At 59.2% G+C, this 26,519-nt stretch carries 26 protein-coding genes, 4 tRNA genes and 1 riboswitch; of the genes, 22 read left to right on the top strand and 8 right to left on the bottom strand.

Translation table 11 applies throughout. The annotated features are described in order from the left end of the window. Nucleotides 1-40 precede the first annotated feature (40 nt). The 5 genes from astA to astE all read left to right on the top strand — a co-directional run bounded on the left by astA (nt 41) and on the right by astE (nt 5,300). The gene (astA, locus tag M2497_RS24600) at nt 41-1,066 is read left to right on the top strand and encodes an arginine N-succinyltransferase (protein ID WP_092242443.1); all 1,026 of its coding nucleotides are present in this window, start codon (nt 41-43) and stop codon (nt 1,064-1,066) included. Then, nucleotides 1,063-2,532, top strand: coding sequence for a succinylglutamate-semialdehyde dehydrogenase (gene astD / locus M2497_RS24595; protein WP_248488252.1), 1,470 nt, complete (start codon nt 1,063-1,065; stop codon nt 2,530-2,532). The genes astA and astD overlap by 4 nt, the downstream gene beginning before the upstream one ends. An 88-nt stretch (nt 2,533-2,620) precedes the next feature. Then, entirely contained in the window at nt 2,621-3,967 is a 1,347-nt protein-coding gene (astB, locus tag M2497_RS24590; RefSeq protein ID WP_248483820.1) for an N-succinylarginine dihydrolase, read from the top strand. 26 nt (nt 3,968-3,993) lie between these two features. Beyond that, nucleotides 3,994-4,284, top strand: coding sequence for a hypothetical protein (locus tag M2497_RS24585; RefSeq protein WP_003214319.1), 291 nt, complete (start codon nt 3,994-3,996; stop codon nt 4,282-4,284). Between the two features lie 11 nt (nt 4,285-4,295). Continuing rightward, entirely contained in the window at nt 4,296-5,300 is a 1,005-nt protein-coding gene (astE, locus tag M2497_RS24580) for a succinylglutamate desuccinylase (RefSeq protein ID WP_248483818.1), read from the top strand. 133 nt (nt 5,301-5,433) lie between these two features. Here the strand turns inward: astE and M2497_RS24575 are convergent, their stop codons facing one another. Beyond that, nucleotides 5,434-5,943, bottom strand: a complete 510-nt coding sequence (locus tag M2497_RS24575) for a 6,7-dimethyl-8-ribityllumazine synthase (RefSeq protein WP_071490545.1) — start codon at nt 5,941-5,943, stop codon at nt 5,434-5,436. Between the two features lie 96 nt (nt 5,944-6,039). Continuing rightward, a riboswitch (FMN riboswitch) is annotated at nt 6,040-6,209 on the bottom strand. Nucleotides 6,210-6,400: 191 nt separating this feature from the next. Between M2497_RS24575 and ltaE the strand changes: the two genes are divergently transcribed. The 8 genes from ltaE to mgtE all read left to right on the top strand — a co-directional run bounded on the left by ltaE (nt 6,401) and on the right by mgtE (nt 14,140). Then, entirely contained in the window at nt 6,401-7,405 is a 1,005-nt protein-coding gene (ltaE, locus tag M2497_RS24570) for a low-specificity L-threonine aldolase (protein ID WP_248483816.1), read from the top strand. Between the two features lie 146 nt (nt 7,406-7,551). Further along, nucleotides 7,552-10,170: an alanine--tRNA ligase gene (gene alaS / locus M2497_RS24565; protein WP_248483814.1), complete on the top strand. Its 2,619-nt coding sequence runs from the start codon at nt 7,552-7,554 to the stop codon at nt 10,168-10,170. A 95-nt stretch (nt 10,171-10,265) separates the two neighbouring features. Further along, nucleotides 10,266-11,507: an aspartate kinase gene (locus M2497_RS24560; RefSeq protein ID WP_010208327.1), complete on the top strand. Its 1,242-nt coding sequence runs from the start codon at nt 10,266-10,268 to the stop codon at nt 11,505-11,507. Nucleotides 11,508-11,681: 174 nt separating this feature from the next. Further along, nucleotides 11,682-11,870 carry a carbon storage regulator CsrA gene (gene csrA / locus M2497_RS24555; RefSeq protein WP_003175645.1) on the top strand — a complete coding sequence of 63 codons (189 nt, stop codon included), beginning with the start codon at nt 11,682-11,684 and terminating at the stop codon, nt 11,868-11,870. A 62-nt stretch (nt 11,871-11,932) separates the two neighbouring features. Continuing rightward, nucleotides 11,933-12,023 (top strand) — tRNA-Ser (locus M2497_RS24550). A gap of 108 nt (nt 12,024-12,131) precedes the next feature. Beyond that, a tRNA-Arg gene (locus tag M2497_RS24545) sits at nt 12,132-12,208 on the top strand. A 72-nt stretch (nt 12,209-12,280) separates the two neighbouring features. Further along, nucleotides 12,281-12,357 (top strand) — tRNA-Arg (locus M2497_RS24540). Nucleotides 12,358-12,697: 340 nt separating this feature from the next. Further along, nucleotides 12,698-14,140: a magnesium transporter gene (gene mgtE / locus M2497_RS24535; protein WP_071490542.1), complete on the top strand. Its 1,443-nt coding sequence runs from the start codon at nt 12,698-12,700 to the stop codon at nt 14,138-14,140. A 102-nt stretch (nt 14,141-14,242) separates the two neighbouring features. Here the strand turns inward: mgtE and M2497_RS24530 are convergent, their stop codons facing one another. The 3 genes from M2497_RS24530 to M2497_RS24520 form a co-directional block, all read right to left on the bottom strand. Next, complete coding sequence (locus tag M2497_RS24530; protein ID WP_003175643.1) at nt 14,243-14,569, bottom strand: Arc family DNA-binding protein; 327 nt, start codon at nt 14,567-14,569, stop codon at nt 14,243-14,245. A 383-nt stretch (nt 14,570-14,952) separates the two neighbouring features. Further along, entirely contained in the window at nt 14,953-15,132 is a 180-nt protein-coding gene (locus tag M2497_RS24525; protein WP_248483812.1) for a PA3371 family protein, read from the bottom strand. 11 nt (nt 15,133-15,143) lie between these two features. Beyond that, a complete protein-coding gene (locus M2497_RS24520; RefSeq protein ID WP_248483810.1) occupies nt 15,144-15,371 on the bottom strand; it encodes a hypothetical protein in 228 nt (75 codons plus the stop codon). A gap of 325 nt (nt 15,372-15,696) precedes the next feature. Here M2497_RS24520 and M2497_RS24515 point away from each other — a divergent pair. Then, a tRNA-Arg gene (locus M2497_RS24515) sits at nt 15,697-15,773 on the top strand. A gap of 268 nt (nt 15,774-16,041) precedes the next feature. Further along, nucleotides 16,042-17,421, top strand: a complete 1,380-nt coding sequence (locus M2497_RS24510; protein ID WP_248483808.1) for an MFS transporter — start codon at nt 16,042-16,044, stop codon at nt 17,419-17,421. Nucleotides 17,422-17,481: 60 nt separating this feature from the next. On the opposite strand, the gene M2497_RS24505 is transcribed toward M2497_RS24510, so the two are convergent. From M2497_RS24505 to flgA, 4 genes are all read right to left on the bottom strand, one after another. After that, entirely contained in the window at nt 17,482-18,231 is a 750-nt protein-coding gene (locus tag M2497_RS24505; protein ID WP_058427498.1) for a flagellar brake protein, read from the bottom strand. 96 nt (nt 18,232-18,327) lie between these two features. Then, on the bottom strand, nt 18,328-18,798 hold the full coding sequence (locus M2497_RS24500) for a flagellar protein FlgN (protein WP_058427497.1): 471 nt from the start codon (nt 18,796-18,798) through the stop codon (nt 18,328-18,330). 48 nt (nt 18,799-18,846) lie between these two features. Then, on the bottom strand, nt 18,847-19,170 hold the full coding sequence (flgM, locus tag M2497_RS24495) for a flagellar biosynthesis anti-sigma factor FlgM (RefSeq protein WP_058427496.1): 324 nt from the start codon (nt 19,168-19,170) through the stop codon (nt 18,847-18,849). Between the two features lie 141 nt (nt 19,171-19,311). After that, the gene (flgA, locus tag M2497_RS24490; RefSeq protein ID WP_058427495.1) at nt 19,312-20,076 is read right to left on the bottom strand and encodes a flagellar basal body P-ring formation chaperone FlgA; all 765 of its coding nucleotides are present in this window, start codon (nt 20,074-20,076) and stop codon (nt 19,312-19,314) included. 94 nt (nt 20,077-20,170) lie between these two features. Here flgA and M2497_RS24485 point away from each other — a divergent pair, with 94 nt between their 5' ends. The 7 genes from M2497_RS24485 to M2497_RS24455 all read left to right on the top strand — a co-directional run bounded on the left by M2497_RS24485 (nt 20,171) and on the right by M2497_RS24455 (nt 26,486). After that, nucleotides 20,171-21,103 carry a chemotaxis protein CheV gene (locus M2497_RS24485; protein WP_071493972.1) on the top strand — a complete coding sequence of 311 codons (933 nt, stop codon included), beginning with the start codon at nt 20,171-20,173 and terminating at the stop codon, nt 21,101-21,103. A 42-nt stretch (nt 21,104-21,145) separates the two neighbouring features. Then, complete coding sequence (gene cheR / locus M2497_RS24480; protein ID WP_090400438.1) at nt 21,146-21,973, top strand: protein-glutamate O-methyltransferase CheR; 828 nt, start codon at nt 21,146-21,148, stop codon at nt 21,971-21,973. A gap of 310 nt (nt 21,974-22,283) precedes the next feature. Then, entirely contained in the window at nt 22,284-22,691 is a 408-nt protein-coding gene (gene flgB, locus M2497_RS24475) for a flagellar basal body rod protein FlgB (RefSeq protein ID WP_010208346.1), read from the top strand. A 3-nt stretch (nt 22,692-22,694) separates the two neighbouring features. Next, the gene (flgC, locus tag M2497_RS24470) at nt 22,695-23,138 is read left to right on the top strand and encodes a flagellar basal body rod protein FlgC (RefSeq protein WP_058427493.1); all 444 of its coding nucleotides are present in this window, start codon (nt 22,695-22,697) and stop codon (nt 23,136-23,138) included. A gap of 16 nt (nt 23,139-23,154) precedes the next feature. Continuing rightward, on the top strand, nt 23,155-23,880 hold the full coding sequence (flgD, locus tag M2497_RS24465) for a flagellar hook assembly protein FlgD (protein WP_058427492.1): 726 nt from the start codon (nt 23,155-23,157) through the stop codon (nt 23,878-23,880). Nucleotides 23,881-23,911: 31 nt separating this feature from the next. Next, nucleotides 23,912-25,222, top strand: coding sequence for a flagellar hook protein FlgE (flgE, locus tag M2497_RS24460; protein ID WP_058427491.1), 1,311 nt, complete (start codon nt 23,912-23,914; stop codon nt 25,220-25,222). A 166-nt stretch (nt 25,223-25,388) separates the two neighbouring features. Next, complete coding sequence (locus M2497_RS24455) at nt 25,389-26,486, top strand: hypothetical protein (protein ID WP_248483806.1); 1,098 nt, start codon at nt 25,389-25,391, stop codon at nt 26,484-26,486. Nucleotides 26,487-26,519 lie beyond the last annotated feature (33 nt).

Here is a 26,519-nt window from a genome sequence, read left to right as displayed (position 1 = left end):
CGCGGGTGGCTGACAACAGCGGCCCGTTCGAGGAGATAGCATGATCGTTCGTCCCGTACGCAGCAGCGATTTACCGGCCCTGATTGATCTGGCGCGCAGCACCGGCACCGGCCTCACCACCTTGCCGGCCAACGAAGAGCGCCTGACCCACCGCGTGGGCTGGGCCGAAAAAACCTTTCGCGGCGACGCCGGGCGCGGCGATGCCGACTACCTGTTCGTGCTGGAAAACGACGAGGGTCGAGTGGTGGGCATTTCCGCCATCGCCGGCGCCGTCGGCTTGCGTGAGCCTTGGTACAACTTCCGGGTTGGCTTGACCGTCAGCGCCTCCCAGGAGCTGAACATCTACCGTGAGATTCCGACGCTGTTCCTGGCCAACGACCTCACCGGCAATTCCGAACTGTGCTCGTTGTTCCTGCACGCCGATTACCGCAGCGGCCTCAACGGCCGCATGCTGGCCAAGGCGCGCCTGCTGTTCATTGCCGAATTCCCGCAGTTGTTCGGTAACAAGATCATCGCTGAGATGCGCGGGGTGTCCAACGACGCCGGGCGTTCGCCGTTCTGGGAAAGCCTGGGCCGGCACTTCTTCAAGATGGAATTCAGCCAGGCCGATTACCTCACCGGTGTGGGCAACAAGGCGTTTATCGCCGAGTTGATGCCGAAGTTTCCGTTGTATAGCTGCTTCCTTTCCGAAGATGCGCGCAACGTGATCGGCAAGGTCCACCCGGATACCGAACCGGCGTTGAGCATGCTCAAGAGTGAAGGCTTCAGCTACCAGGGCTACGTCGATATTTTCGACGCGGGACCTGCGGTGGAGTGTGAGACCCAGAAGATCCGTGCCGTTCGCGACAGCGAAACACTGGTATTGGCGATCGGCACCCCAGGCGACGACGCCACGCCGTTCCTGATCCATAACCGCAAACGTGAAGATTGCCGGATCACCGCCGCCCCGGCCCGCCTCGCAGCCGGAACCCTGGTGGTCGACCCGCAGACCGCCAAGCGCCTGCGCTTGGTGGTGGGCGATCAAGTGCGTGCCGTACCGTTGTCCGCTGCTCGGGAGTCGAAATAATGAATTCGCTGTACATCGCAGGTAGCTGGCTGGCTGGCCAGGGTGAGCTGTTTGAATCGCGCAACCCGGTGACCCAGCAGGTGCTGTGGGCCGGCAATGGCGCCACCGCCGAACAGGTCGAGTCCGCCGTGCAGGCCGCGCGTCAGGCTTTCCCCGCCTGGGCCAAGCGACCGCTGGAAGAGCGCATCGGCGTGCTGGAAACCTTCGCCGCCACTCTGAAAAAACGCGCTGACGAAATCGCCCGTTGCATTGGTGAGGAAACCGGCAAGCCACTATGGGAGTCGGCCACCGAAGTCACCAGTATGGCCAACAAGATCGCGATCTCGGTACAAAGCTACCGCGAGCGCACCGGCGAGAAGAGCGGCGCGCTGGGCGATGCTACCGCCGTATTGCGCCACAAACCCCACGGTGTGGTGGCGGTGTTCGGCCCTTACAACTTCCCCGGCCACTTGCCGAACGGGCATATCGTTCCGGCCTTGCTGGCGGGTAACACCGTGCTGTTCAAACCGAGCGAGCTGACCCCTAAAGTCGCTGAGCTGACCGTGCAGTGCTGGATCGAAGCCGGCCTGCCGGCGGGCGTGCTGAACCTGCTGCAAGGTGCGCGGGAAACCGGCATCGCCCTGGCGGCCAACCCAGGCATCGACGGGTTGTTCTTCACTGGCTCCAGCCGCACCGGCAATCATCTGCACCAGCAATCCTCCGGGCGCCCGGACAAGATTCTCGCGCTGGAGATGGGCGGCAATAACCCGCTGGTGGTCGATGAAGTGGCCGATGTGGATGCGGCGGTCTACACCATCATCCAGTCGGCGTTTATCTCCGCCGGCCAACGTTGCACCTGTGCCCGTCGCCTGTTGGTGCCCGAAGGTGCCTGGGGCGATGCGTTGCTGGCGCGCCTGGTGGCGGTCAGCGCGACCATCGAAGTCGGCGCGTTCGATCAGCAGCCGGCGCCGTTCATGGGCTCGGTGATTTCCCTCGGCGCGGCGAAAGCCTTGATGGACGCCCAGGAATTGATGTTGGCCAATGGCGCGGTGGCGCTGTTGGAGATGACCCAGCCACAGGACCAGGCCGCGTTGCTCACGCCGGGCATCATCGACGTGACCGGCGTGACCGAGCGCGAAGACGAGGAGTTGTTCGGCCCGTTGTTGCAGGTGATCCGCTACGCTGACTTTGCAGCGGCGATTGCCGAGGCCAACAACACCCAGTACGGCCTGGCCGCGGGTTTGTTGTCGGATTCTGAAGCGCGCTACCAGCAGTTCTGGCTGGAAAGCCGTGCCGGTATCGTCAACTGGAACAAACAACTGACCGGCGCCGCGAGTACCGCACCGTTTGGTGGGGTAGGGGCGTCGGGTAACCACCGCGCCAGTGCCTATTACGCGGCGGATTACTGCGCGTACCCGGTGGCCTCGCTTGAGACCCCGAGCCTGGTGGTGCCTGCCACGCTGACCCCCGGCATCACACTGAACTGAATGTGGGAGGGGACTTGCCCCCTCCCACATTGGATCTCTGTAGTACTGAAGATTGCTTATAAAAACAGATGTTCGTGGAGCCTCGCCGATGAAATCCTATGAAGTCAATTTTGACGGTCTAGTGGGGCCGACCCATAACTACGGCGGTTTGTCCTTCGGCAACGTCGCGTCCCAGAGCAACAGCCAGCAGCATTCCAACCCCAAGGAAGCGGCGTTGCAGGGCCTGCAGAAAATGAAAGCCCTGATGGACATGGGCTTTGTACAAGGTGTGTTGGCGCCCCAGGAACGTCCTGACGTGGCCGCCTTGCGCAATCTGGGTTTCAGCGGCACCGACGCGCAAGTGATCCAGCAGGCGGCCAAAGACGCTATGCCGTTGCTGGTCGCGAGCTGCTCGGCGTCGAGCATGTGGGTGGCCAACGCCGCCACCGTCAGCCCGAGCGCCGATACGGCGGATGGCCGCGTGCATTTCACTGCCGCCAACCTCAATTGCAAGTACCACCGCAGCATCGAGCACCCGACCACCAGTCGTGTGCTGGGGGCGATGTTCGCTGATCAGAAGCACTTCGCCCACCACGCCGCGTTGCCGGCCGTGGCGCAATTCGGTGACGAAGGCGCGGCCAACCACACGCGTTTCTGCCGTGAGTACGGAGAGGCGGGCGTCGAGTTTTTCGTGTTTGGTCGCAGCGCGTTCGACCCCCGCTACCCGGCGCCGCAGAAGTACCCGGCGCGCCAGACCCTCGAAGCCTCCCAGGCCGTCGCGCGTTTGCACGGTTTGCAGGATGACGGTGTGGTCTATGCCCAGCAGAACCCGGCGGTGATCGATGCCGGGGTATTCCACAACGACGTGATCGCGGTGGGTAACGGCGAAGTGCTGTTCTACCACGAAGACGCGTTCCTCAATACCGAACAGATGCTCGGCGAGCTGCAAGGCAAGTTGGCCAAGCTGGGGGGTAACTTCCAGTCGGTGTGCGTGCCCCGCGCCCAGGTCAGCGTCGAGGACGCGGTACGTTCCTACCTGTTCAACAGCCAACTGCTGAGCCGCGCCGATGGTTCGATGTTGCTGATCGTGCCGGAAGAATGCCGCGCCAATGAACGCGTCTGGCAGTACCTGCAAAACCTGACCGCTGCCGGTGGCCTGATCCGCGAGGTGAAGGTGTTCGACCTCAAGCAAAGCATGCAGAACGGTGGTGGCCCGGCGTGCCTGCGTTTGCGCGTAGCGTTGAACGAAACGGAGCTGGCGGCGGTGAACCCAGGCGTTATCATGACCGCGCCGTTGTACGACACCCTGACCCAATGGGTCGACAAACACTATCGCGACAGCCTGCGCGAAAGCGACCTGGCTGATCCGCAATTGCTGTTTGAGTGCCGGACGGCACTGGATGAACTGACGCAAATCCTTAAACTGGGCGCGGTTTATCCTTTCCAGATCAATTAACGCCGTACGGCTGAGAACTATCTATTATGACCACCGACACCCTGAAACTGATTCTTGAAGACACCGACGGCACCCAGCTGGAGACCTCCTGCACCCGCGTCGCCGTGGTCTGGCAGGGCAAGGAAATCTGGATCCAGCATGACGGCCGTGGCCAACTGCTGATCGGCGTGGACGTGGAAGAAGGCGACGCCGAATACGCCAACCTGCTGATGCGCCCACTGGCCACCAACCTGATGAGCCTGCAACTGGAAATGGAACCGGCCGACGTTGAAGGCGATGATGACGATCACGTCCACGGCCCAGGCTGCAACCACTAAGGAAGCTGCGTATGCTCGCCCTTGGCAAACTGCTTGAACTGACCCTCGCCGGTCGCGAACCGGCGCAAAAAATTCAACTGACTGTCGACGGCGTGCAGATGCGCTGGCTCAGCGAGGGCGCACTTGAAGTGCGCCCGCCTGAGGCGAAGGACAACGGCAGCGACCTGCTGCTGTCGTCCGGCATCCATGGCAATGAAACCGCGCCGATCGAACTGCTCGACCGCCTGTTGCATGGCATTGCCCGTGGGGAGATCAAGCCCCGTACCCGTATTCTGTTCCTGTTCGGCAACCCCGAGGCCATGCGCCGCGGCGAGCGTTACCTCGAACTGGACGTCAACCGGCTGTTCAACGGTCGGCATGAAAAAAACATCGGCCCGGAGGCCATGCGCGCCGCCGAGCTGGAGCAACTGGCCCGCAGTTTTTTCAGCCTGCCGGGCCGCTCACGCCTGCATTACGACCTGCACACGGCCATTCGCGGCTCGAAGATCGAGCAGTTTGCCCTGTACCCGTGGAAGGAAGGTCGCCAGCATTCACGCCATGAGCTGGCGCGCCTGAACGCTGCCGGCATGCAAGCGGTGCTGTTGCAGAACAAGACCTCGATCACGTTCACCGCGTTTACCTACGAACAACTCGATGCCGAGGCGTTCACCCTGGAATTGGGCAAGGCGCGGCCGTTCGGGCAAAACCAGGGCGTGGACGTGTCCCGCCTGGAAACACGCCTCAAGCAGATCATCGAAGGCACCGAGCCGCCGACCAGCAGCCTCGACGGCCTGCAACTGTTTGCCGTCTCCCGTGAAGTCATCAAGCACAGCGACGCCTTCCTGCTGCACCTGCCGGCGGATGTGGAAAACTTCTCGCCGTTGGCCCAGGGCTACCTGCTGGCCGAAGACGTGGCCAAGACCCGCTGGGTGATCGAGGAGGAGGGCGCGCGCATCATCTTCCCCAACCCGAAGGTGAAGAATGGTTTGCGGGCGGGGATATTGATTGTGCCGACGACGGATGTCGGCTTGGCCTGAAGCTCAAAGCCTCATCCGATCCAAATGTGGGAGGGGGCTTGCCCCCGATAGCGGTGGGTCAGTTGACAATTAAGTGACTGACACACTGCCATCGGGAGCAAGCCCCCTCCCACCTTGTACTTTGCCGTGTTGCTTAGACTGCTACCGCGCGTGGCTCGCTACGGCGAATCGCGCGGACTTTGTGCAAGGTGTCGGCGCAGGTGCGTGCTGCTTCCTGGCCTTTGTGCACGAAGTGCTCGTAGAAGAAGGTCTGGTGTTCGCTGCCGGCGTGGAAGTGATGCGGGGTCAGGGACACCGAGAACACCGGCACTTCGGTTTCCAGCTGCACCTGCATCAGGCCGCTGACCACCGATTGGGCGACGAATTCGTGGCGGTAGATGCCACCGTCCACCACCAGCGCGGCGGCGACGATACCGGCGTAACGGCCGGTCTTGGCCAGCAGCTTGGCGTGCAGCGGCATTTCAAAGGCGCCGCCGACTTCGAAGAAATCGATGTCCGATTCCTGGTAGCCCTGGGCGATGATCTCGGCGAGGAAGCCTTTACGGCTCTGGTCGACAATTTCCTTGTGCCAGCAAGCCTGGATAAACGCGATACGTTCGCCGTGGTGGTGCTTGGCTTTGCTGTCGATTGCGGTGGGTTGCATGTTCTGACTCCTGTTTAAGAAAAAAACAGGGCGTTATGAATCGAATGGGATTTAAGGGTACGCGAGCACACATCGTGCGCGGCCCTCAGGTGCCAATCCCGTTCTCTCTTCATCCGGACTATGACCGTCGGCCCCGGGATCACACCGGGTCTGCTGACCTTGTCGCCGTCCTGCGTGAGCAGTTCGAGGCGCCAAGCGCTCGCGGGCTATACACATTGCGTGTAATTACCGCCGGTGGGGAATTGCACCCCGCCCTGAGAACGTTGCCGCCAGAACCCTGGCGGCGGAGAGTTTTTAACACGGTTTTTCGAAAACTGCACGACCGCGGTATCGATAAGCTATATCGGTTTGTTTGGTTGGTATTCGATTGAATGCAGTTGGGGCTTGATATTCCGTGGCGTTGCCCGCAGTAATCACTCACAAAAGGCACTTACTGAACCCTCGAGAGGCTTGTTTCATGTCTGTGATCGACCTGCGCAGCGACACCGTGACCCAACCCACCCCCGGCATGCTCGACGCGATGGCCACTGCCCCCAGCGGCGATGACGTGTATGGCGAAGACCCCAGCGTCAACCGACTGGAGGCCGAACTGGCCAAGCGCCTGGGCTTTGCCGCGGCGTTGTTCGTGCCCACCGGCACCATGAGCAACCTGCTGGCGTTGATGGCCCACTGTGAGCGCGGCGAGGAGTACATCGTCGGCCAGCAGGCCCACACCTACAAATACGAAGGGGGCGGGGCGGCCGTGCTCGGGTCGATCCAGCCGCAGCCGCTGGAAGTGCAGGCGGATGGCTCACTGGACCTGGACCAGGTGCTGGCAGCCATCAAGCCTGACGACTTCCACTTTGCCCGTACCCGTCTGTTGGCGCTGGAAAACACCATGCAGGGCCAGGTGCTGCCGCTGGAGTACCTGGCCAAAGCCCGGGCGTTTACCCGAGAGCATGGCCTGGCTCTGCATTTGGATGGCGCACGGCTCTACAACGCAGCGGTGAAGCTGGGGGTGGATGCGCGGGAGATCGCGCAGCACTTCGATTCAGTGTCGGTGTGCCTGTCCAAGGGCCTCGGTGCGCCTGTCGGCTCGGTGTTGTGCGGGTCCACGGCGCTGATCGCCAAGGCCCGGCGCCTGCGCAAGATGGTCGGTGGCGGCATGCGCCAGGCCGGTTCCCTGGCTGCTGCAGGGTTGTATGCCCTGGATCACCAGGTGCAGCGCCTGGCCGACGACCACGCCAATGCCCAATGGCTGGGGGGGGAGTTGCGCAAGGCGGGTTATGAGGTGGAGCCGGTGCAGACCAACATGGTCTATGTGCAGATCGGTGATCAGGCCCAGGCTTTGAAGGCGTTTGCCGCCGAACGCGGGATCAAGCTGAGCGCCGCACCGCGCCTGCGCATGGTCACTCATTTGGATGTGAGCCGGGCGCAGGTCGAGCAAGTGCTCGCGACATTCGTCGACTTTTCGCGCAAATGACTGTGCAGACCGTCTAATTGAGCCTCTCTATCGCATAAACACGCTGTACCACCGGCAAAGGGCCGATATAATGCGGCCCTTTGCCGTCGCTTCGTCTGATGATGTTGCGCACTGGCCTTTGGCCGCAGCCTCCGTGGAAGAACCTAATGAAAAGCGCAGAAATCCGTGAAGCCTTCCTTCGCTTCTTCGAAGAGCAAGGTCACACCCGTGTCTCCTCCAGCTCCTTGATCCCAGGCAATGACCCTACCCTGCTGTTCACTAACGCGGGGATGAACCAGTTCAAGGACTGCTTCCTGGGCCAGGAAAAGCGCGCGTACACCCGCGCCGTCAGCAGCCAGAAATGCGTACGCGCCGGTGGCAAGCACAACGACCTGGAAAACGTAGGCTATACCGCCCGTCACCACACTTTTTTCGAAATGCTCGGCAACTTCAGCTTTGGCGATTATTTCAAGCAAGACGCGATCAACTTCGCCTGGACCTTCCTGACTGGCGTGCTGAAACTGCCGAAGGAAAAACTCTGGGTCACCGTCTACGCCAGCGATGACGAAGCGTATGACATCTGGACCAAGGAAGTCGGCGTGCCGGCTGAGCGCATGGTGCGCATCGGCGACAACAAAGGCGCACCGTACGCCTCCGACAACTTCTGGACCATGGGCGATACCGGTCCGTGCGGCCCTTGCACCGAGATCTTCTACGACCACGGCGCTGACATCTGGGGCGGCCCACCGGGCTCGCCAGAAGAAGACGGCGACCGTTACATCGAGATCTGGAACAACGTGTTCATGCAGTTCAACCGCACCGCCGATGGCGTGTTGCATCCGTTGCCAGCGCCGTCGGTGGACACCGGCATGGGCCTGGAGCGGATCAGTGCGGTGATGCAGCACGTGCACTCCAACTACGAGATCGACCTGTTCCAGAGCCTGCTGGCCGCTGCGGCCAAGGCCATTGGTTGCACCAATGAAGACCAGGCTTCCCTCAAGGTTGTGGCCGACCACATCCGTTCCTGTGGCTTCCTGATTGCCGACGGTGTGCTGCCGTCCAACGAAGGCCGTGGCTACGTGCTGCGTCGCATCATCCGTCGTGCTTGCCGTCACGGTAACAAGCTGGGTGCCAACGGCAGTTTCTTCTATCAGATCGTCGCGGCCCTGGTGGCCGAGATGGGCGAAGCCTTCCCGGAACTCAAGCAGAACCAGGCGCACATCGAGCGCGTGCTCAAAGCTGAAGAAGAGCAGTTCGCCAAGACCCTTGAGCAGGGCCTGAAGATCCTCGAGCAAGACCTCGCCAACCTGCAAGGCTCCGTGGTGCCGGGTGACGTGGTGTTCAAGCTCTACGATACCTACGGTTTCCCGATGGACCTGACTGGCGACATCGCCCGTGAGCGCAACCTGACCCTCGACGAGGAAGGTTTCGAGCGCGAGATGGAAGCCCAGCGCGTGCGTGCACGTTCGGCCAGCTCGTTCGGCATGGACTACAACAGCCTGGTCAAGGTTGACGTAGCCACTGAATTCACCGGTTACAAGGCCACCAGCGGCTCGGCCAAAGTGGTCGCCCTGTATAAGGACGGCCAGTCGGTTGATGTACTGAATGAAGGCGATGACGGTGTTGTGGTTCTGGACCAGACCCCGTTCTACGCCGAGTCCGGTGGCCAGATTGGCGACTGCGGTTTCCTCAAGGCGGCTTCCGGTCGTTTTGATGTGCGTGACACCACCAAGACCGGCGGTGCGTTCCTGCACCACGGTGTGTTGGCTTCGGGCAGCCTGACCGTGGGTGCGCCGGTCGATGCCCAGGTGGACGCTGATGTGCGTCATGCCACTTCGCTGAACCACTCGGCCACGCACTTGCTGCACGCCGCGCTGCGCCAGGTTCTGGGTGAGCACGTGCAGCAGAAGGGTTCTTTGGTAGACAGCCAGCGCCTGCGTTTCGACTTCAGCCACTTTGAAGCGATCAAGCCTGAGCAGATCAAGGCCCTGGAAGACATCGTCAACGCCGAGATTCGCAAGAACACCGCGGTAGAAACCGAAGAAACCGATATCGAGACCGCCAAGGCCAAGGGCGCCATGGCGCTGTTCGGCGAGAAGTACGGCGACAGCGTGCGTGTACTGAGCATGGGCGGTGACTTCTCGGTGGAGCTGTGTGGCGGTATCCACGCCAACCGTACCGGCGACATCGCCCTGCTGAAAATCATCAGCGAAGGCGGCGTGGCCTCCGGTGTGCGTCGTATCGAAGCGGTGACCGGCGCTGCGGCCCTGGCCTACCTGAATGCGGCGGAAGAACAACTCAAGGAAGCGGCCAGCCTGGTCAAGGGCAGCCGCGACAATCTGATCGACAAGCTGTCCGCTGTGCTGGAGCGCAACCGCGCCCTGGAGAAACAGCTGGAGCAGTTGCAGGCCAAGGCGGCCAGTGCGGCCGGCGACGACCTGTCGGCTTCGGCGGTGGACGTCAAGGACGTCAAAGTCCTGGCTGCACGCCTGGACGGCCAGGACGGCAAGGCGCTGTTGGCCTTGGTCGATCAGTTGAAGAACAAGCTCGGCCGCGCAGTGATCCTGCTCGGCGGTGTCCATGAGGATAAGGTCGTGCTGGTTGCAGGTGTGACCAAGGACCTGACTGGCCAACTCAAAGCCGGTGATTTGATGAAGCAAGCCGCCGCGGCAGTGGGCGGGAAGGGTGGTGGTCGTCCGGACATGGCGCAAGGCGGTGGTGTAGACGCCGGCAGCCTGGACGCGGCCCTGGCCCTGACCGTGCCGTTTGTCAAGGCAGGTATTTAAGGCACTGTTAACCGGCCCGTGGTCTAGTCACGGGCCGGTGTGGTGCTGGTTGATTGGATATTAGGCGCCCCTTTACGGGCTGAGGCGGCTTAGAAATGGCTTTGATCGTACAGAAATTTGGAGGCACCTCGGTCGGCTCTGTCGAAAGAATCGAGCAGGTGGCCGACAAGGTTAAGAAGTTCCGCGATGCCGGCGACGACCTGGTGGTGGTGCTGTCGGCCATGAGCGGCGAGACCAATCGCCTGATCGATCTGGCCAAGGCAATCAGTGGTGATCAACAGCCGCTGCCGCGTGAGCTGGATGTGATCGTGTCCACCGGCGAGCAGGTGACCATCGCGTTGCTGGCCATGGCGTTGAATAAGCGCGGTGTGCCGGCGGTGTCCTACACTGGCAGCCAGGTGCGCATCCTCACCGACAGCGCGCATACCAAGGCGCGTATCCTGCAGATTGACGATCAGAAAATCCGTACGGACCTGAAAGCCGGGCGCGTGGTAGTTGTAGCAGGCTTCCAGGGTGTGGACGAGCAGGGCAACATCACCACCCTCGGGCGTGGCGGTTCGGACACCACCGGCGTGGCGCTGGCAGCGGCCCTCAAGGCTGATGAATGCCAGATCTACACCGATGTGGATGGCGTCTACACCACCGACCCGCGTGTGGTGTCCGTGGCTCAGCGCCTGGACAAGATCACCTTTGAAGAGATGCTGGAAATGGCCAGCCTCGGTTCCAAGGTGTTGCAGATCCGTGCGGTGGAGTTCGCCGGCAAGTACAACGTTCCGCTGCGCGTATTGCACAGCTTCAAGGAGGGTCCGGGCACCCTCATTACTATTGATGAAGAGGAATCCATGGAACAGCCGATCATTTCCGGTATCGCTTTCAACCGTGATGAAGCCAAGCTGACTATCCGTGGCGTGCCGGATACCCCGGGCGTGGCGTTCAAGATCCTGGGTCCTATCAGCGGTGCCAACATCGAAGTCGACATGATCGTGCAGAACGTTTCGCACGATAACACCACCGATTTCACCTTCACTGTGCACCGCAACGAGTACGATGCGGCCGAGCGGATCCTGCAGAACACTGCCAAGGAAATCGGCGCCCGTGAAGTGGTTGGTGATACCAAGATTGCCAAGGTGTCGATCGTGGGCGTGGGCATGCGCTCCCATGCCGGCGTTGCCAGCCGCATGTTCGAGGCCCTGGCCAAGGAAAGCATCAACATCCAGATGATCTCCACCTCGGAAATCAAAGTCTCGGTGGTGATCGAAGAGAAGTACCTGGAGTTGGCTGTACGCGCTCTGCATACCGCTTTTGAGCTGGACGCTCCGGCCCGACAGGGCGAGTGACGCAGTGCCTGGAAGGCGCGGTTTACCGCGCCTTTCCTTTTTTTGTAGGGCGCATGTTCTTTTGCGCGCGCTCGACAATACTTAGGCGGTAGGGCTATGGCCTTTGGGTTGTAGGTCGAAGGCCTTTTTTTTGCAGACTGTTGTTCCTGAACTGAAATGCGTGAGGAGAAAGGTATGCTGATTCTGACTCGTCGTTGCGCAGAAAGCCTGATTATCGGTGATGGCGAAATCACCGTGACCGTGCTCGGCGTCAAAGGCAATCAAGTGCGTATCGGGGTTAACGCTCCGAAAGAGGTAGCGGTGCACCGCGAGGAAATCTACCTGCGGATCAAGAAAGAGAAGGACGAAGAACCAAGCCTTTAATTTTTATCGTTTTTTATGTTTGCAAACGGGGATGAACGTGGTTAATATACGCCCCGTGTTGCGGAGAGCTGGCCGAGTGGCCGAAGGCGCTCCCCTGCTAAGGGAGTACACCTCAAAAGGGTGTCGGGGGTTCGAATCCCCCGTTCTCCGCCATTATTTGCTTAGTACGTTGCAATCTGGTTTTTTCGGTAAGTTGTTGAAATTACTCGAAAAAATAGCTTTACATAGAGATTGAACGGCCTATAATGCGCGGCAACAAATGCACTCGTAGCTCAGCTGGATAGAGTACTCGGCTACGAACCGAGCGGTCACAGGTTCGAATCCTGTCGAGTGCACCATTTAAGAGTCAGTTGCAGAAATGCAGGTGATTCGGTTACAACCAGTTGTGATCTGGTCTAAAAACACAATCTGCACTCGTAGCTCAGCTGGATAGAGTACTCGGCTACGAACCGAGCGGTCACAGGTTCGAATCCTGTCGAGTGCACCATACAAACAAAAAGCCCGCCTAGTGCGGGCTTTTTGCCGTCTGGGGTTTGTGTGGGATTTGTTCTTTTTCTCTCGCCTTCATGTGTTTTCCTCATCCGCTGCGTCGTCGCAGTTCATAGATGCGGCCGTTGCTCAGCTTTGGCTCGCAAGCGCTTGTTCTTTCCAGTTTTTTGACGTTTAAAGTGGCCGGGCGGTGTATCATTGCGCCCGTCAGCCCCGCCGGGGCTTGTGGAATACCTCCATGGACTTACCCAGTAGTTACTCAGTACCCCGTTTTACCAATCATGAATTGACTGATTGATCCTTCCGGCGTGCCCCGCTGCTGGGAGTGGAGTTCGCCTATGACCGAAGTAGAAGTAAAGAAAACACAAGAAAGCCTGCAGGATCGCCTGGCTCAAGTCATCGAGCTGCTGCAGCGCCAGCGTGTGGTCGAAGACCTTACGCACCGCCAGGATGGCCCGAATAACAACCTGGTTGAAAACCTGGTTCACCGGCAAAACCTCGTCGAGCTGCAGCGCAAGCTTGACGACCTGCACTCCGCCGACGTCGCCTATATTCTCGAAGCCTTGCCGCTGGATGATCGACTGACCCTATGGCAGTTGGTCAAGGCTGACCGCGACGGCGACATCCTCCTCGAAGTGTCCGACTCGGTTCGTGAAACCCTGATCGCCGACATGGACGATCACGAACTCCTGGCTGCAGCCAAGGAGATGGACGCCGACGAACTGGCCGACCTGGCCCCTGAGCTGCCTCGTGATGTTGTCCATGAGCTCATGGAAGCGTTGGATACTCAGCAGCGCGAGCGTGTGCGCTCCGCGCTGTCCTATGACGAGGACCAGGTCGGCGCCCTGATGGACTTCGAGATGGTCACCATCCGTGAAGACGTCAGCCTGGAAGTGGTGCTGCGTTACCTGCGCCGACTCAAAGAGCTGCCAGGTCACACCGACAAATTGTTCGTGGTGGATTACGAAGGCATTCTCAAAGGCGTGCTGCCGATCAAGCGCCTGCTGGTCAATGATCCGGAGAAGAAAGTTGCCGACCTGATGGCCAGCGACACCGTGAGCTTTCATCCGGACGAGGACGCTTACGACGCGGCCCAGGCATTCGAGCGTTACGACCTGATCTCGGCGCCGGTTGTCGACAAGAACGGCAAACTGATTGGTCGTCTGACCATCGATGAAATCGTCGACTTGATTCGTGAAGAAAGCGAGACCGAAGTCCTCAATATGGCGGGTCTGCGTGAAGAGGAAGATATCTTTGCCTCGGTTTGGCGCTCGCTGCATAACCGTTGGGCGTGGTTGGCCATCAACCTGATCACAGCCTTTATCGCGTCGCGGGTTATTGGCTTGTTCGAAGGGTCGATCGAGAAGTTGGTGGCGCTTGCAGCACTGATGCCGATTGTGGCCGGGATCGGCGGAAACTCGGGTAACCAGACGATTACCATGATCGTGCGCGCCATGGCGCTGGATCAGGTGAGTACCGCCAATTCATCGCGTTTGCTGCGTAAGGAGCTGGCGGTTGGCCTCATCAACGGTCTTGTGTGGGGTGGGGTGATCGGTGTGGTGGCTTACTTGCTGTATGGCAGTTGGTCGCTGGGGGTGGTGATGACGGCTGCGATGACCCTCAACCTGCTGCTGGCGGCGCTGATGGGCGTATTGATCCCGATGACCCTGGCTCGTCTTGGGCGTGACCCTGCCATGGGGGCCAGTGTGATGATCACGGCCATGACCGACAGTGGTGGCTTCTTCATCTTCCTGGGTCTGGCGACGATCTTTCTACTTTGATTCCATCCGGCGGGAGCGTATCTGCTCCCGCCTTGCATTCTCTTCCCAAATCCCAGGCAAAAAAAAGCCAGCACATGGCTGGCTTCGGCTTTCAGTTGCAGATCAATTGGCTTCTGCGGCCGCCTCAACGTCGTGCGCGATAAGCGAGACGAGAGCATTTTGCTGGCGGTGGGAGAGCTGACGAAAACGCTGCAGCAGTTCGCGTTCGTGCAACGACAGCTCTGGGCTGTCCAGGCGCATGCTCAACTCGTCGCCCAGCGCACCTTCCTGAATGAGGCTTTGTTCCAGGCGAGCGATGATTTCGGAGTTCATGCTGCGGTGATGATTGCGAGCCACCTCGGCAATGCGTTCCCGCATTCCGTCTGGCAGACGTACGACGAACTTGTCAGCCGTACGGCTGGAATAAATTGCCTGTTTCAATGGGCGCATATATTTAACCGGTTAGTTCAGGGGAGCGGTTTTTGGAATTGGCCGCAAGATGAGTGTTAAGACAAGGCTCACGACCAAAGTTCAACCTGAATTGCAAAGAGGCCGCATCATGCCTCAGATTTGACAGTTCCTTGGCGTCAATTCTGTGACAAATATTGAACTGCCTAAAGGCTTTATGCCAGCACTCATTTGCATTTTTGCGGACTGGTTGGAAAATTTTTCACCGCGTGAATCCGCGAGGGAACTTCCCGCAAGCCCGGGCCACTACAGGGTTTCAGGCCGCACATCCTATAGCAAAGTGGCCTTTTGCCCTTAGCTTTAAGACTAGTGGCAATTTGCCGATATGCGAGGGTCAGGCGACATAAGGTCGGGCGCAGAGGGGATTAGCGCAGGACAGGGTCGAATTTGATGCGACGACCGACGATGAGCGTCAGCAATAAGAGGCTGGCGAATACACCGCTGGCAATGAAAGCGGTGGTTGTGCCGTCTTGAGATTCCGCACCCAAACCCAGAACCGCTGTGGCAACGGTCAGGCACAGGAACAGCCAGGCATATTTATTCATCAGCGGCTTCCTCAGAATACCCAGTGTTCAGTAGCAGGTGCCGCTTGGGTGTCTTGGGTCAGGCGTACCGGCGATTGCGCATTCGGAGTCATCACTGCCAGTTGCGGGCGTTGTTGCAAATGGTGGGGGATGGCCTGGCTGATCTGCGCAGGGTCGTTGCTACCGGTGGATTGAAAATGAAACATGACCAACGCGGCCAGGGCGACGGTGTTCAGGGCTAACAGAAGGGCACTGTTCATGATTATGTTCTCCGTTTAACGCCGAGGCTTATTGGGGTTGTAGGAGAAGTATTGCAGGTGTCGTGCCAATCTATTAATTCAATAAAATCAGATACTTACCGATGGTTTTAATGGCTTTTAGGTTGCAATTTGCAATGATGGCATTTTGAGGGAGTGCATTTTGCACGATACAGCCCGTGCGCCCGCGTCGCCGGGGTTGAAACACGATCAACCAGGCAAGTATCGGCCTACACTCAAAAAGCCTACGGACGACATGACAAAACCTACCCTGGCCGTTAACATGCACGCCGTCTGTCGCCGCATCCCAGTGTAGCGGCTGTCATTTGTCCCAGTAGCTCAATTGGATAGAGCATCCCCCTCCTAAGGGGAAGGTTGGCCGTTCGAACCGGCCCTGGGACACCAGATTCAAAGCCCTGCACAGACTGTTCTGGCAGGGCTTTTTTGTGGGCGCCTTTCAAAGACGGGTCGAACCTTGCCGGTGTTCAGCGTTCACAGCACGTGTGCGTGCATTTTTCACAATCGGTGTACCTCACAAGCGGTCGGGCAGCGTCTGAGCCTTTAAGCAAAATAATCCCCGGAAACAGCGCAAGTTGCCTGTCCGGACCCGGTCACCCCGGACTATCATGCCGATAGGCCTGTCTCTCACTGCAAGGAGCCGCTCGGAACGCCGATGCGCCAGATCTGGAAATCTTTTCGAGCCCTTTATTTCGCCTCCTTGATGATGCTGATTGGCTCCGGCCTGCTCAGTACCTACCTGGCCTTGCGCCTGGCGGCCGACCATGTGGACAGCCTGTGGGTCGGTGCGCTGATGGCGGCCAACTATTTTGGCCTGGTGCTGGGCGGCAAGATCGGGCACCGCCTGATCGCCCGGGTCGGGCATATTCGTGCTTATGCAACCTGCGCTGGCATTGTCGGCGCGGCGGTGCTGGGGCATGGTCTGATCGACTGGCTGCCGGCCTGGATCGTGCTGCGGATGATCGTGGGCCTGGGGATGATGTGCCAGTACATGGTCATCGAGAGCTGGCTCAATGAACAGGCCGACGCCAAGCAGCGCGGCGTGGTGTTCAGCGGTTATATGATCGCGTCCTACCTGGGGCTGGTGCTCGGCCAGTTGATCCTGGTCATGCACCCTCAGCTCGGCCTCGAATTGCTGATGCTGGTCGCACTGTGCTTTGCGCTGTGCCTGGTGCCGGTGGCAATGACTCGCCGTATTCACCCGGCGCCCCTGCATCCGGCGCCGATGGAGCCACGCTTCTTTATCAAGCGCGTCCCGCAGTCGTTGAGTACGGTGCTGGGGGCAGGGGTGATCGTGGGCTCGTTCTATGGCCTGGCGCCGCTCTATGCCTCCCAGCAAGGGCTGTCTACCGAACAGGTGGGTCTGTTCATGGGCAGTTGTATTTTTGCCGGCCTGCTGGTGCAGTGGCCGTTGGGCTGGTTGTCGGACCGCTATGATCGCGCGCTGCTGATTCGTTGCTTTGCCCTGTGCCTGGCAGTGGCGGCGCTGCCGCTGGCATTACTGACCAAGGTGCCGCTGGAAGTACTGTTCGTGGCGGGCTTCGTGTGTTCCCTGGTGCAGTTCTGTTTGTACCCGCTGGCGGTGGCGTTCTCCAATGATCATGTGGAAGGCGACCGCCGTGTCTCGCTCACCGCCATGCTGCTGGTGACCTACGGTGTCGGTGCGAGTATCGGGCCGTTGCTGGCCGGTGTGGTGATGAAGGTGTTTGGCAGTCACATGCTGTATGCGTTTTTCAGCCTGTGTGCGCTGATCCTGGTGTGGCGGATTCGGCCGAAAGCCGTGACCAACCTGCATCAGGTGGATGACGCGCCGCTGCACCACGTGGCAATGCCCGACAGCATGTCCAGCTCGCCGTTGGTAGCCTGCCTCGATCCACGGGTGGACGAGGCGGTGGTGCAGGAGCAAATGCAAACCGCCGCGCCGGAACCCGATCCGGAAACGGTCACATCGGTCGACGAGCCGCTCTTTGAGGGGCCGCCTGAGCCGCCGGGCCCGGACGAGCATCCTCATGACTTGAGCAGGGCGCGCCCCTGAATACAAAAACGGGCAGATCCCATCAGGGTCTGCCCGTTTTTTTTGCCGCGATCTTTGAGTTTAAAAATCGTCGTCTTTATCGAAACGTCGTGCTTCGCGTTGTAACTGGTAGACAAAGCGCTCGACCTGACGCTGCACCAGACCACTCATGTTGTGGAAGCGCACGCCGGCAAACGTGGTGTTGATCTTCTCTTCAAAGTGCAGGTAACGCAGTTCAACCGAGGTGGTCATGCTACCGAAGGGCAGGGCGGCGATAAAGCGGTCGTAGACCTGGCCTAACTGCAGACGCTCGGAGATGTCTCCCTCAAAGCGCAATTTGCAACCTGTGGCGGAAATATCCAGCAGCTTGCCGCTGATCGGGGCCTTGAGCTTCTCGCCACCCAATTCGATGTTCACCAGTTGCGCCAGCTTCAGGGCAGCGCGAAAGGCATTGCGACGCTGGTGGTAGACCACTTCGTCGGGCAGGCTGCCGGTGTAGATGCGGTGGCCGTCCTTCTCGCTGATGCTCAGGTTGCCGTTGCTTTCCCAGGCAACGCGTACGCCGTCGTGGAAACCTTCGATACGGAAGGGTTCGCCATTTTCGAGGTAGCGTTCACCGTCGCGGGGGATCATTTCATCCAGGGCCAGGGTGCCGTTGTCCCGGCTGACGTCCACCAGGTAGCTCTGGAAGCGCTGGCTGCGTTCGTGGAAGGTAATGATCAGCGGGTCATGGCTATCTTGCAGCATGCGCAAGGTACTGGCGATTTCCAGAGGCGTGGTGAGGACCTTGGGTGGCTGCGGGGCATCTTCCGCATTAAGGGCGTTGAACACGGTTCTTCCATCTCCAGACAAAATACGACTACACGCAAGAGCGGGCATTCTGCCAGTATGTGGCGCGCCTTGGATAGGCCGCGCTGTAAACCGGCGTCAGGCTTGGCTGCGGGTGCTTGGCTTGACCAGGCGCGAGGTGGAACCCTGAGCGTTGTAAAGCGCTGGAGGCTCTCCGCCGTGAAGTATACGCAACTGGTTGGCGGTCGTGGCTTGCTGAAGCTGGATCGACTGACCGTTGAGTTGGTTGGCTTCCTGGCACTGGGTGAGCAATAGGTTGAGTTCTTTGCTCTGGGCCAGTAGTTGATCGCCGACCGAGGAGTGGCTGGCCAGCTGCGCGAGGCCATCATGGTCGGCGGGCAGGCCCAGGCTGACGAGGATCTCGCTGCGTTTTTTGCCGTGCTGTTCCAGCAGGACAATCAGCGATTGCTTGCGCGCCAGAATTTCTTCCAGCAGGGGCATGTCCCGGCCGTAAAGGGCCAGGGATTCTTCCCTGAGCAGCTCGAGCAGCAATTGCGTCGGTGCTAGATCATCAATGATCAGTTGAAGCAGGGTTTCGTCGTGATGCATGGCTGGCCTTGGGGTTTAAGCGTCCAAAAGCCCGGCGCAGGCCTTTGCCTAGCGCTCGGCTTCGAAATTAAGCAGCTTGCTGGCTACACGGTTGCTGTCGACTTTATAGCTGCCATCGGCGATTGCCTGTTTCAATTCGGCCACACGGGCTTTATTGACCACCGGTTGATCGCGCAGCGAGTCAGTGACCTTCTGCAACTGTTGAGCCTCATTGCTCAGGTGTACGGATTCCCCGCTCTGGCTGGCGCTGGCCTGTTCTGCCTTGGCGGGCAGTGGCTGAGCCTTGGCTTCTACGCTGTCCTTGGTGCCGACAGTGCGCGTAGGAGCCGACGTTGTCGGGGTGCTATTTAAACGGCTGAAATCGATGACCATGATCAAAAAACCTCTGGGTATTTGGACGCTTGCCATGTTTTCGGCCATATCCGGACAAACTTTAGGCTCGAATGACAATAAACTGCACCGGCCGGCATCCAACCGACAGTGTAGGAAAAGCTGGCGTCTGATACCAGTGGTCTATAAAGCCACCTCCACTTGGCCGGGGGCCGTGACTCGCGCCTTGATCACACGGTTGGAGTTGAGATTCTTCACGCGGATCTGTTCGCTCATGCCGCCGTTGGACAAGGCTTCCCCCGGCATTTTGACCTGCAGCGCGCCACTGCTGGCGGAAATCACTACCTGGTCACCTTTGCGAATCACCTCGGCCTGCTCCAGGTGCACCAGGGTGATGACCTGATCGGTGACCACTGGTCGGGTCAGTTTCTGCCCGACGGCCTGGTCGAGGGAGGTCAAGTAGCCCTGGCTGATCATGCTGATGTCGCGTTCGCGCAGCACCACGTCCTCAAAACCGATAATGCCCGTGCGTTTAAGTGGGCGGGCAACCACCACTACATCGCGGAACAATTTGACCTGGGCGGGCACGAACACCGTCCAGGGCGAGGCGCCGTCGCAGCGCACCTTCACCGTTACGCGACCGATGGGTTGGGCGGGGCTTTCCAGGGTGGCTGTCAATTCCTTGTCGCACATGGGCATGCGCAGGCGCGGGTCCAACTGGTTGACCTGGATTTCATAACGCCCCGGCGTCTGGGTGGTCGCCAGATAATCTTCTACAGTGAACTCAAGAAAGCCCTGGGTGACGCCGATAAGTAGATCAGGCAAGGTGACGTTATCTGCGCGGGCCGTGGCGCCCAGGCCCAAGGCAAGCAGTGCCAGCGGTGCGCAGAGCAGTCTGCAATACCGTGTCAGGTGGAGGCGTCGGGAAACTGTCGTTTTAATATCCATGACCAATAAATAGCAAAGCTCGTGCCGTTTAGTGTTGGGTGCGCGTCACTGCCCTTATAGGTATGGCCGAAGGTTTTAGCGTGGGAGTCAAGGCATGGCAGGAGTAATGGATTCAGTAAACCAGCGCACACAGCTGGTGGGGCAGAATCGCCTGGAGTTGTTGCTTTTTCGCCTGGATGGCAAGCAGCTGTATGGCATCAACGTGTTCAAGGTGCGGGAAGTGCTGCAATGCCCCAAGCTGACGATCATGCCCAAGTCCAGCCCGGTAGTGTGTGGCGTTGCCAACATCCGTGGCGCGACGATCCCGATTCTTGATCTGGCCCTGGCCACCGGTTCCGCCGGTTTGCAGGACCGCGAAAGCCCGTTCGTGATCATTACCGAGTACAACACCAAGACCCAGGGTTTCCTGGTGCGTTCGGTGGAGCGCATCGTCAACATGAACTGGGAAGAGATCCATCCGCCGCCCAAGGGCACGGGGCGCGATCATTACCTCACGGCGGTGACGCGGGTCGACAACCAGTTGGTGGAAATCATCGACGTCGAGAAAATCCTCGCCGAAGTGGCGCCTACCTCCGAGTCGATCTCGGTGGGTGTGGTGGACGCCGAAACCGCGCACAAGGCAGTCTCACTGCGCGTGCTCACGGTGGACGACTCGTCCGTGGCGCGCAAGCAGGTGACCCGTTGCCTGCAAACCGTCGGCGTTGAAGTGGTCGCCCTCAATGATGGGCGCCAGGCGCTGGACTACCTGCGCAAGCTGGTGGATGACGGCAAGAAGCCGGAAGAAGAATTCTTGATGATGATTTCCGACATCGAGATGCCGGAAATGGACGGCTATACCCTCACGGCCGAGATCCGCAACGATCCACGCATGCAAAAATTGCATATCATCCTGCATACTTCGTTGTCGGGTGTATTCAACCAGGCGATGGTCAAGAAGGTCGGTGCCGATGACTTTTTGGCCAAATTCCGTCCTGATGACCTGGCATCCCGGGTTGTCGACCGGATCAAGGCAGCAGATCACAGCTAAGGTGTTTCCCTTGGCGGTCATACGATTTTAGAGGCGGTATCAGTGTCTACAGGTAATTTGGATTTTGAACAGTTCCGGGTCTTCCTGGAAAAAGCCTGTGGCATATTGCTCGGTGAAAACAAGCAGTACCTGGTATCCAGCCGTCTCAACAAACTGATGGAGCAGCAGGGCATCAAGTCGTTGGGTGAGTTGGTGCAGCGCATCCAGGGCCAGCCGCGCAGCGGGCTCAAGGAAATGGTGGTCGATGCCATGACCACCAACGAAACCCTGTGGTTTCGCGACACCTACCCGTTTGAAGTGCTCAAGAGCAAAGTGCTGCCGGAGGCCATCAAGGCCAGTCCGGGCCAGCGCCTGCGCATCTGGTCGGCGGCCTGCTCCTCGGGGCAGGAACCGTACTCGATTTCGATGTCCATCGATGAGTTCGAGCGGACCAACATGGGCCAGTTGAAGGCGGGGGCGCAAATTGTGGCCACCGATCTGTCCGGCACCATGCTCACCAACTGCAAGACCGGTGAGTACGACAGCCTGGCCCTGGGGCGTGGTCTGTCCCAGGAGCGCCTGCAGCGTTACTTCGACCCGAAAGGGGCAGGACGCTGGGCGGTCAAGGCGCCGATCAAGAGCCGCGTGGAATTCCGCTCCTTCAACCTGCTCGACAGCTACGCCAGCCTGGGCAAGTTCGACATGGTGTTCTGCCGCAACGTGCTGATCTACTTCTCGGCCGAAGTGAAGAAAGACATCCTGTTGCGCATCCACGGCACGCTCAAGCGCGGTGGTTATCTGTTCCTTGGCGCTTCTGAGGCGCTGAACGGTCTGCCGGACCATTTCCAGATGGTGCAGTGCAGCCCGGGGATCATCTACCAGGCTAAATAAGGCTGTGCGGTAAAAAAATGTGGGAGGGGGCTTGCCCCCGATACCGGTGTGTCAGTGATCGATGTATCAACTGAACCACTGCCATCGGGAGCAAGCCCCCTCCCACATTTGGTTTGCGGCAAACCGCAATAAAGCGGCAACCCTCATTGCCGCTTTACTGGCGCGACGCGGAAACCGCTTGCCGCTTTTCCGGCATTGCCGCCGGCAACCCCTTACCAAAACCCTTGATATACGGGCTTGCGCCAGATTGGCATGCACCTTGCTATAACCCTGTTAACGAAAAGCAGGTCAGCCCTTGAAGGTTTCCGCCATGAGCATCAGCTTCGATAAAGCGCTCGGTATCCACGAACAAGCCCTGGGCTTCCGCGCCCAGCGTGCCGAAGTCCTGGCCAACAACATTGCCAACGCCGACACCCCGAACTACAAGGCTCGGGACCTGGACTTCTCCGCCGTGCTCGCCGCACAGCAGGACAAGACCAAGAACGGCACCTTCGCCTTGAACATGACCAACAGCCGTCATATCGAAGCGCAAGGCCTGAGCAATGGTGACGAGTCGTTGCTGTATCGCACGCCGATGCAACCGTCGATCGACCAGAACACCGTCGACGCCCAACTGGAGCAATCGGCCTACGCCGAGAACTCGGTGAACTTCCAGGCCAGCTTTACCCTGCTCAACAGCAAATTCAAAGGGCTGATGTCAGCCCTGCGTGGAGAGTAAGCCATGTCCCTGTCCAGTGTTTTCAATATTGCCGGCAGTGGCATGAGCGCGCAGACCACGCGCTTGAACACCGTCGCCAGTAACATCGCCAACGCCGAGACCGTGTCTTCGAGCATTGACCAGACCTACCGTGCCCGTCACCCGGTGTTCGCCACCATGTTCCAGGCAGGCCAGAACGGCGGCAGCGATTCGCTGTTCCAGGACCAGGGGGCCGCCGGCTCCGGCGTGCAGGTACTCGGTGTGGTCGAAGACCAGAGCAACCTTGAAGCGCGCTACGAACCCAACCATCCCGCTGCGAACGAAAAGGGTTATGTCTACTACCCCAACGTCAATGTGGTCGAGGAAATGGCTGACATGATTTCCGCCAGCCGCTCGTTCCAGACCAACGCGGAAATGATGAACACCGCCAAAACCATGATGCAGAAGGTCCTGACCCTGGGTCAGTGATAAGGGGCGCCAAACAATGGCCATCGTTGATACGTCAAACAACACGCCGGTCCAGGACCTGTTCAACTCCAAGGTCAAGAACGCCCAGGACAACAGCAGCGTCAGCGACGCCGCCAATAAGGCGACGGGCAAGCAGGCGTTGGGCAAGGATGCGTTCCTGCAACTGCTGGTGACCCAGCTGAAAAACCAGAACCCGCTGTCGCCGCAAGACAACGGCGCGTTCGTGGCGCAACTGGCGCAGTTCAGCAGCCTGGAAGGCATCAACACCCTGAACGACTCGGTGAATGCGATCTCCACCAACTTCAGTTCGTCGCAGGCGTTGCAGGCCTCGTCGCTGGTCGGGCGCTCGATCATCATCCAGACCGACAAGGCCATGGTTGATACGAGCAAGAGCATGACCGGTTCGGTGGCGGTGACCTCGGCGGTGGGCAACGTCTCCGTCAAGATCACCGACAAAGACGGCAACGTGGTGCGCACCATCGACATGGGGGCCCAGAGCGCCGGCACCCAGAACTTCATCTGGGATGGCAAGAACGACAAGGGCGAGGTTGCCCCGGCGGGTACCTACACCTTCAACGCCACCACCAAGAACGACAAGGGCGACTCCGTTGCCCTGGCCACTTCGCTGCCCGCGACGGTAACGAGCGTGACCCTGAGCAAGACCGGCGGCGAAATGCTGCTGAACCTGGCTGGCGGCATGGGCAGCGTCAAGCTGTCGCAAATTCAGACTATCGGTACATAGAGCCGGCTAAATACGGCAGAGGGAGAGAAACATGTCTTTTAACATCGGCCTTAGCGGCCTCTATGCGGCCAACAAACAACTGGACGTGACCGGCAACAACATCGCCAACGTCGCGACCACTGGCTTCAAGTCGTCCCGTGCGGAATTCGCCGACATCTACGCCGCGTCCAAGCTGGGCACCGGCCAGAACAGCATCGGCAACGGTGTGAACCTGGCGGCCGTGTCGCAGCAGTTCACCCAAGGTGACGTCAACGGCAGCGGCGGGATCCTGGACATGGCGATCCAGGGTGGCGGCTTCTTCGTGCAGAAGGGCAGCGACGGTTCGCTGGAGTACACCCGCAGCGGTGCCTTCCGTGCCGACAAAGACGGCTACATCACCAACAACACCGGCACTTCGCGCCTGCAAGGCTACGCGGCAGATGCCGATGGCAAGATCATCAAGGGCGGCCTGACCGACCTGCAACTGAACCTGTCGAACCTGCCGCCCAAGGCCTCCACCAAAGTGGATTCCACCAGTAACCTGAACTCCTCGGAGCCGGTGATCGACCAGGTGGCCAAGCCGTTCAACCCGAACGACACCAGCACCTTTACCACCCAGTACAGCACCACCTTGTACGACTCCCAGGGCAACGCGCACCCGATGGTGCAGTACCTGGTGAAAACCGACGGCAATAAGTGGAATGCCTATACCCTGATCGATGGTCGCAACCCTAATGGTTCGGCGCCAACCGGCACCCCATCGACCCCACCTGTGCCATCGACCTTGACCTTTGACGGCGCCGGCAAGCTGACCAGTGTGGTCACCGGTGGTGTCTCCGACAAGACCCTGACCATTACCGGTTGGGTTCCTGGCACCGTGACCAATGGTGTGTGGAAGGCCAACGGTGCGGATGCGAACCCAACAGGTATCGCCGTCAACATGGCCAACATCACCCAGTACAACTCGGCCACCTACCGCAACCCACCGGTCACCGATGGCTACGCCACCGGCCAGATCACCGGGCTGAAAATCGACGGTAGCGGCGTACTGTTCGCCACGTTCAGCAACCAGCAGAGCAAGGCCATCGGCCAGATCTCCCTGGCCAGCTTCAACAACGAGCAGGGCCTGCAGCCAGCCGGTGGCACCACCTGGAAAGAAACCTTCGCGTCGGGCCAGCCGGGTTACGACACCCCGCAAGCCGGTACCCTGGGGTCGATCGTGGCCAACTCCCTGGAGAACTCCAACGTCAACCTGACCAACGAGCTGGTGGACCTGATCAAGGCCCAGAGCAACTACCAGGCGAACGCCAAGACCATCTCCACCCAGAGCACCATCATGCAGACCATCATTCAGATGACGTGACGCTGTTGGCCTGATCCCTTGAAGAAAGAAGCCCCTCGACTGAGGGGTTTTTTTTGCATTGATTTTTTGGCAGGGCTACCCGCTCAAGAGATCACACGATTTGCTGGAACTACCTACACCTCTTGCTCCACCCATTGAGCCAATAGTTTTGTTAGAGGCGAAGGTTATGTGGGACTTATTGACGTCGGGCGATAGGGGCTTGGTGTATTGGCAAGGAGGGACGGGTGTACCGCGCACTGAGGAAACCAAAGACAGCACAGCTGCTGATAAGGATGCCGTCTTAAAACTACTCAAGGAACTGGAAGACGCTCAGAAAACCTCCAAGAACCAGACTGTTCAAGACTTGCGTGACAAGCTGAATGATTTGCGCAAGAAGTTGGGGGAGGACAAGTTCAAGGAGATTATCGAGCAGTTAAAAAAGGACGCGCCTAACAGTTGGCTTGAGTTTATGAAGGCACTGTTTCCTGAGCTGTTTCCAGATGACGTGTCGACTGATGTTGAATCGCAGTCAAGCCGCGGGATAGGAGGTGGTGTTGGTGGTTCGGGTGGTGGCGGTGGTGGACGCGGTCGCTACGAAGGCGGTGGCGTTGACCGTGGGGGGTTAGGGTTAGGAGAGGCGGTGGGTAACTTGCCGGTCACGGCGGGAACCCATCAAACCAATTTCGAGCCGGGTAGCTACAAACCTGGTGAAATGCCGAAAAATCTCTTTTCCGGTGCTTATCAGGGACAAGCAGGTAATTGCGGCGCTATTTCGGCTTGTAAGGCCATGATTGCGCAGTATGGGCCAGCGGGTGTGTTTAAGGACGTCAAGCGGGACTCAGCAGGTAATTACGATGTAACGCTCAAAGACGGCAATCATGTCCGGGTTACGCAGTCGCAGTACCGTGAGACAGCAGCAAAGGCTCAACTACAGGGACAGGATCCCAAGTTGCTTGGGTTTATGAATCTCATGTTGGCCGTGAATAACGTTCAGGCAATGAACCAGCGTAACGACGGTATTTCCGGGAGAAGCTTCAGCGAAGCCATTGATAGCATCAATAATGGGGAGTGGGCTAAGGAGACTTTCGATCGGTTGGGGTATAAAAATCTCGTAGAGAGAGTCAGTCCTTCTGAGTTGGCCAGGGGCCGGCCCGGCACCTTGGATAATTCGACACATTCGGTGGCGGTAATGGGCGGTAATGAGGATCGATGGGGTACGAAGTTCGGCAATGCACGCACTGATCCCAATTTGATTGCCTGGAGCTTCAAGCGGGGGTATGCCTAAGTAAAAAGAGGGATCTCCTGTAATCAAAAGCCC

This window comes from Pseudomonas sp. CYM-20-01 (assembly GCF_023169845.1).
In the GTDB taxonomy this organism is placed as follows: domain Bacteria; phylum Pseudomonadota; class Gammaproteobacteria; order Pseudomonadales; family Pseudomonadaceae; genus Aquipseudomonas; species Aquipseudomonas azotoformans.
This window is presented reverse-complemented; position numbering and strand designations above follow the sequence as displayed.

Bases quoted from the DNA above. Each gene is read 5' to 3' on its own strand.
- astA (WP_092242443.1), top strand. From the start codon at position 41: ATGATCGTTCGTCCCGTACGCAGCAGCGATTTACCGGCCCTGATTGAT.
- astB (WP_248483820.1), top strand. From the start codon at position 2,621: ATGAAATCCTATGAAGTCAATTTTGACGGTCTAGTGGGGCCGACCCAT.
- M2497_RS24585 (WP_003214319.1), top strand. From the start codon at position 3,994: ATGACCACCGACACCCTGAAACTGATTCTTGAAGACACCGACGGCACC.
- astE (WP_248483818.1), top strand. From the start codon at position 4,296: ATGCTCGCCCTTGGCAAACTGCTTGAACTGACCCTCGCCGGTCGCGAA.
- M2497_RS24575 (WP_071490545.1), bottom strand. From the start codon at position 5,943: ATGCAACCCACCGCAATCGACAGCAAAGCCAAGCACCACCACGGCGAA.
- ltaE (WP_248483816.1), top strand. From the start codon at position 6,401: ATGTCTGTGATCGACCTGCGCAGCGACACCGTGACCCAACCCACCCCC.
- alaS (WP_248483814.1), top strand. From the start codon at position 7,552: ATGAAAAGCGCAGAAATCCGTGAAGCCTTCCTTCGCTTCTTCGAAGAG.
- M2497_RS24560 (WP_010208327.1), top strand. From the start codon at position 10,266: ATGGCTTTGATCGTACAGAAATTTGGAGGCACCTCGGTCGGCTCTGTC.
- csrA (WP_003175645.1), top strand. From the start codon at position 11,682: ATGCTGATTCTGACTCGTCGTTGCGCAGAAAGCCTGATTATCGGTGAT.
- mgtE (WP_071490542.1), top strand. From the start codon at position 12,698: ATGACCGAAGTAGAAGTAAAGAAAACACAAGAAAGCCTGCAGGATCGC.
- M2497_RS24530 (WP_003175643.1), bottom strand. From the start codon at position 14,569: ATGCGCCCATTGAAACAGGCAATTTATTCCAGCCGTACGGCTGACAAG.
- M2497_RS24525 (WP_248483812.1), bottom strand. From the start codon at position 15,132: ATGAATAAATATGCCTGGCTGTTCCTGTGCCTGACCGTTGCCACAGCG.
- M2497_RS24520 (WP_248483810.1), bottom strand. From the start codon at position 15,371: ATGAACAGTGCCCTTCTGTTAGCCCTGAACACCGTCGCCCTGGCCGCG.
- M2497_RS24510 (WP_248483808.1), top strand. From the start codon at position 16,042: ATGCGCCAGATCTGGAAATCTTTTCGAGCCCTTTATTTCGCCTCCTTG.
- M2497_RS24500 (WP_058427497.1), bottom strand. From the start codon at position 18,798: ATGCATCACGACGAAACCCTGCTTCAACTGATCATTGATGATCTAGCA.
- flgM (WP_058427496.1), bottom strand. From the start codon at position 19,170: ATGGTCATCGATTTCAGCCGTTTAAATAGCACCCCGACAACGTCGGCT.
- flgA (WP_058427495.1), bottom strand. From the start codon at position 20,076: ATGGATATTAAAACGACAGTTTCCCGACGCCTCCACCTGACACGGTAT.
- M2497_RS24485 (WP_071493972.1), top strand. From the start codon at position 20,171: ATGGCAGGAGTAATGGATTCAGTAAACCAGCGCACACAGCTGGTGGGG.
- flgB (WP_010208346.1), top strand. From the start codon at position 22,284: ATGAGCATCAGCTTCGATAAAGCGCTCGGTATCCACGAACAAGCCCTG.
- flgC (WP_058427493.1), top strand. From the start codon at position 22,695: ATGTCCCTGTCCAGTGTTTTCAATATTGCCGGCAGTGGCATGAGCGCG.
- flgD (WP_058427492.1), top strand. From the start codon at position 23,155: ATGGCCATCGTTGATACGTCAAACAACACGCCGGTCCAGGACCTGTTC.
- flgE (WP_058427491.1), top strand. From the start codon at position 23,912: ATGTCTTTTAACATCGGCCTTAGCGGCCTCTATGCGGCCAACAAACAA.
- M2497_RS24455 (WP_248483806.1), top strand. From the start codon at position 25,389: ATGTGGGACTTATTGACGTCGGGCGATAGGGGCTTGGTGTATTGGCAA.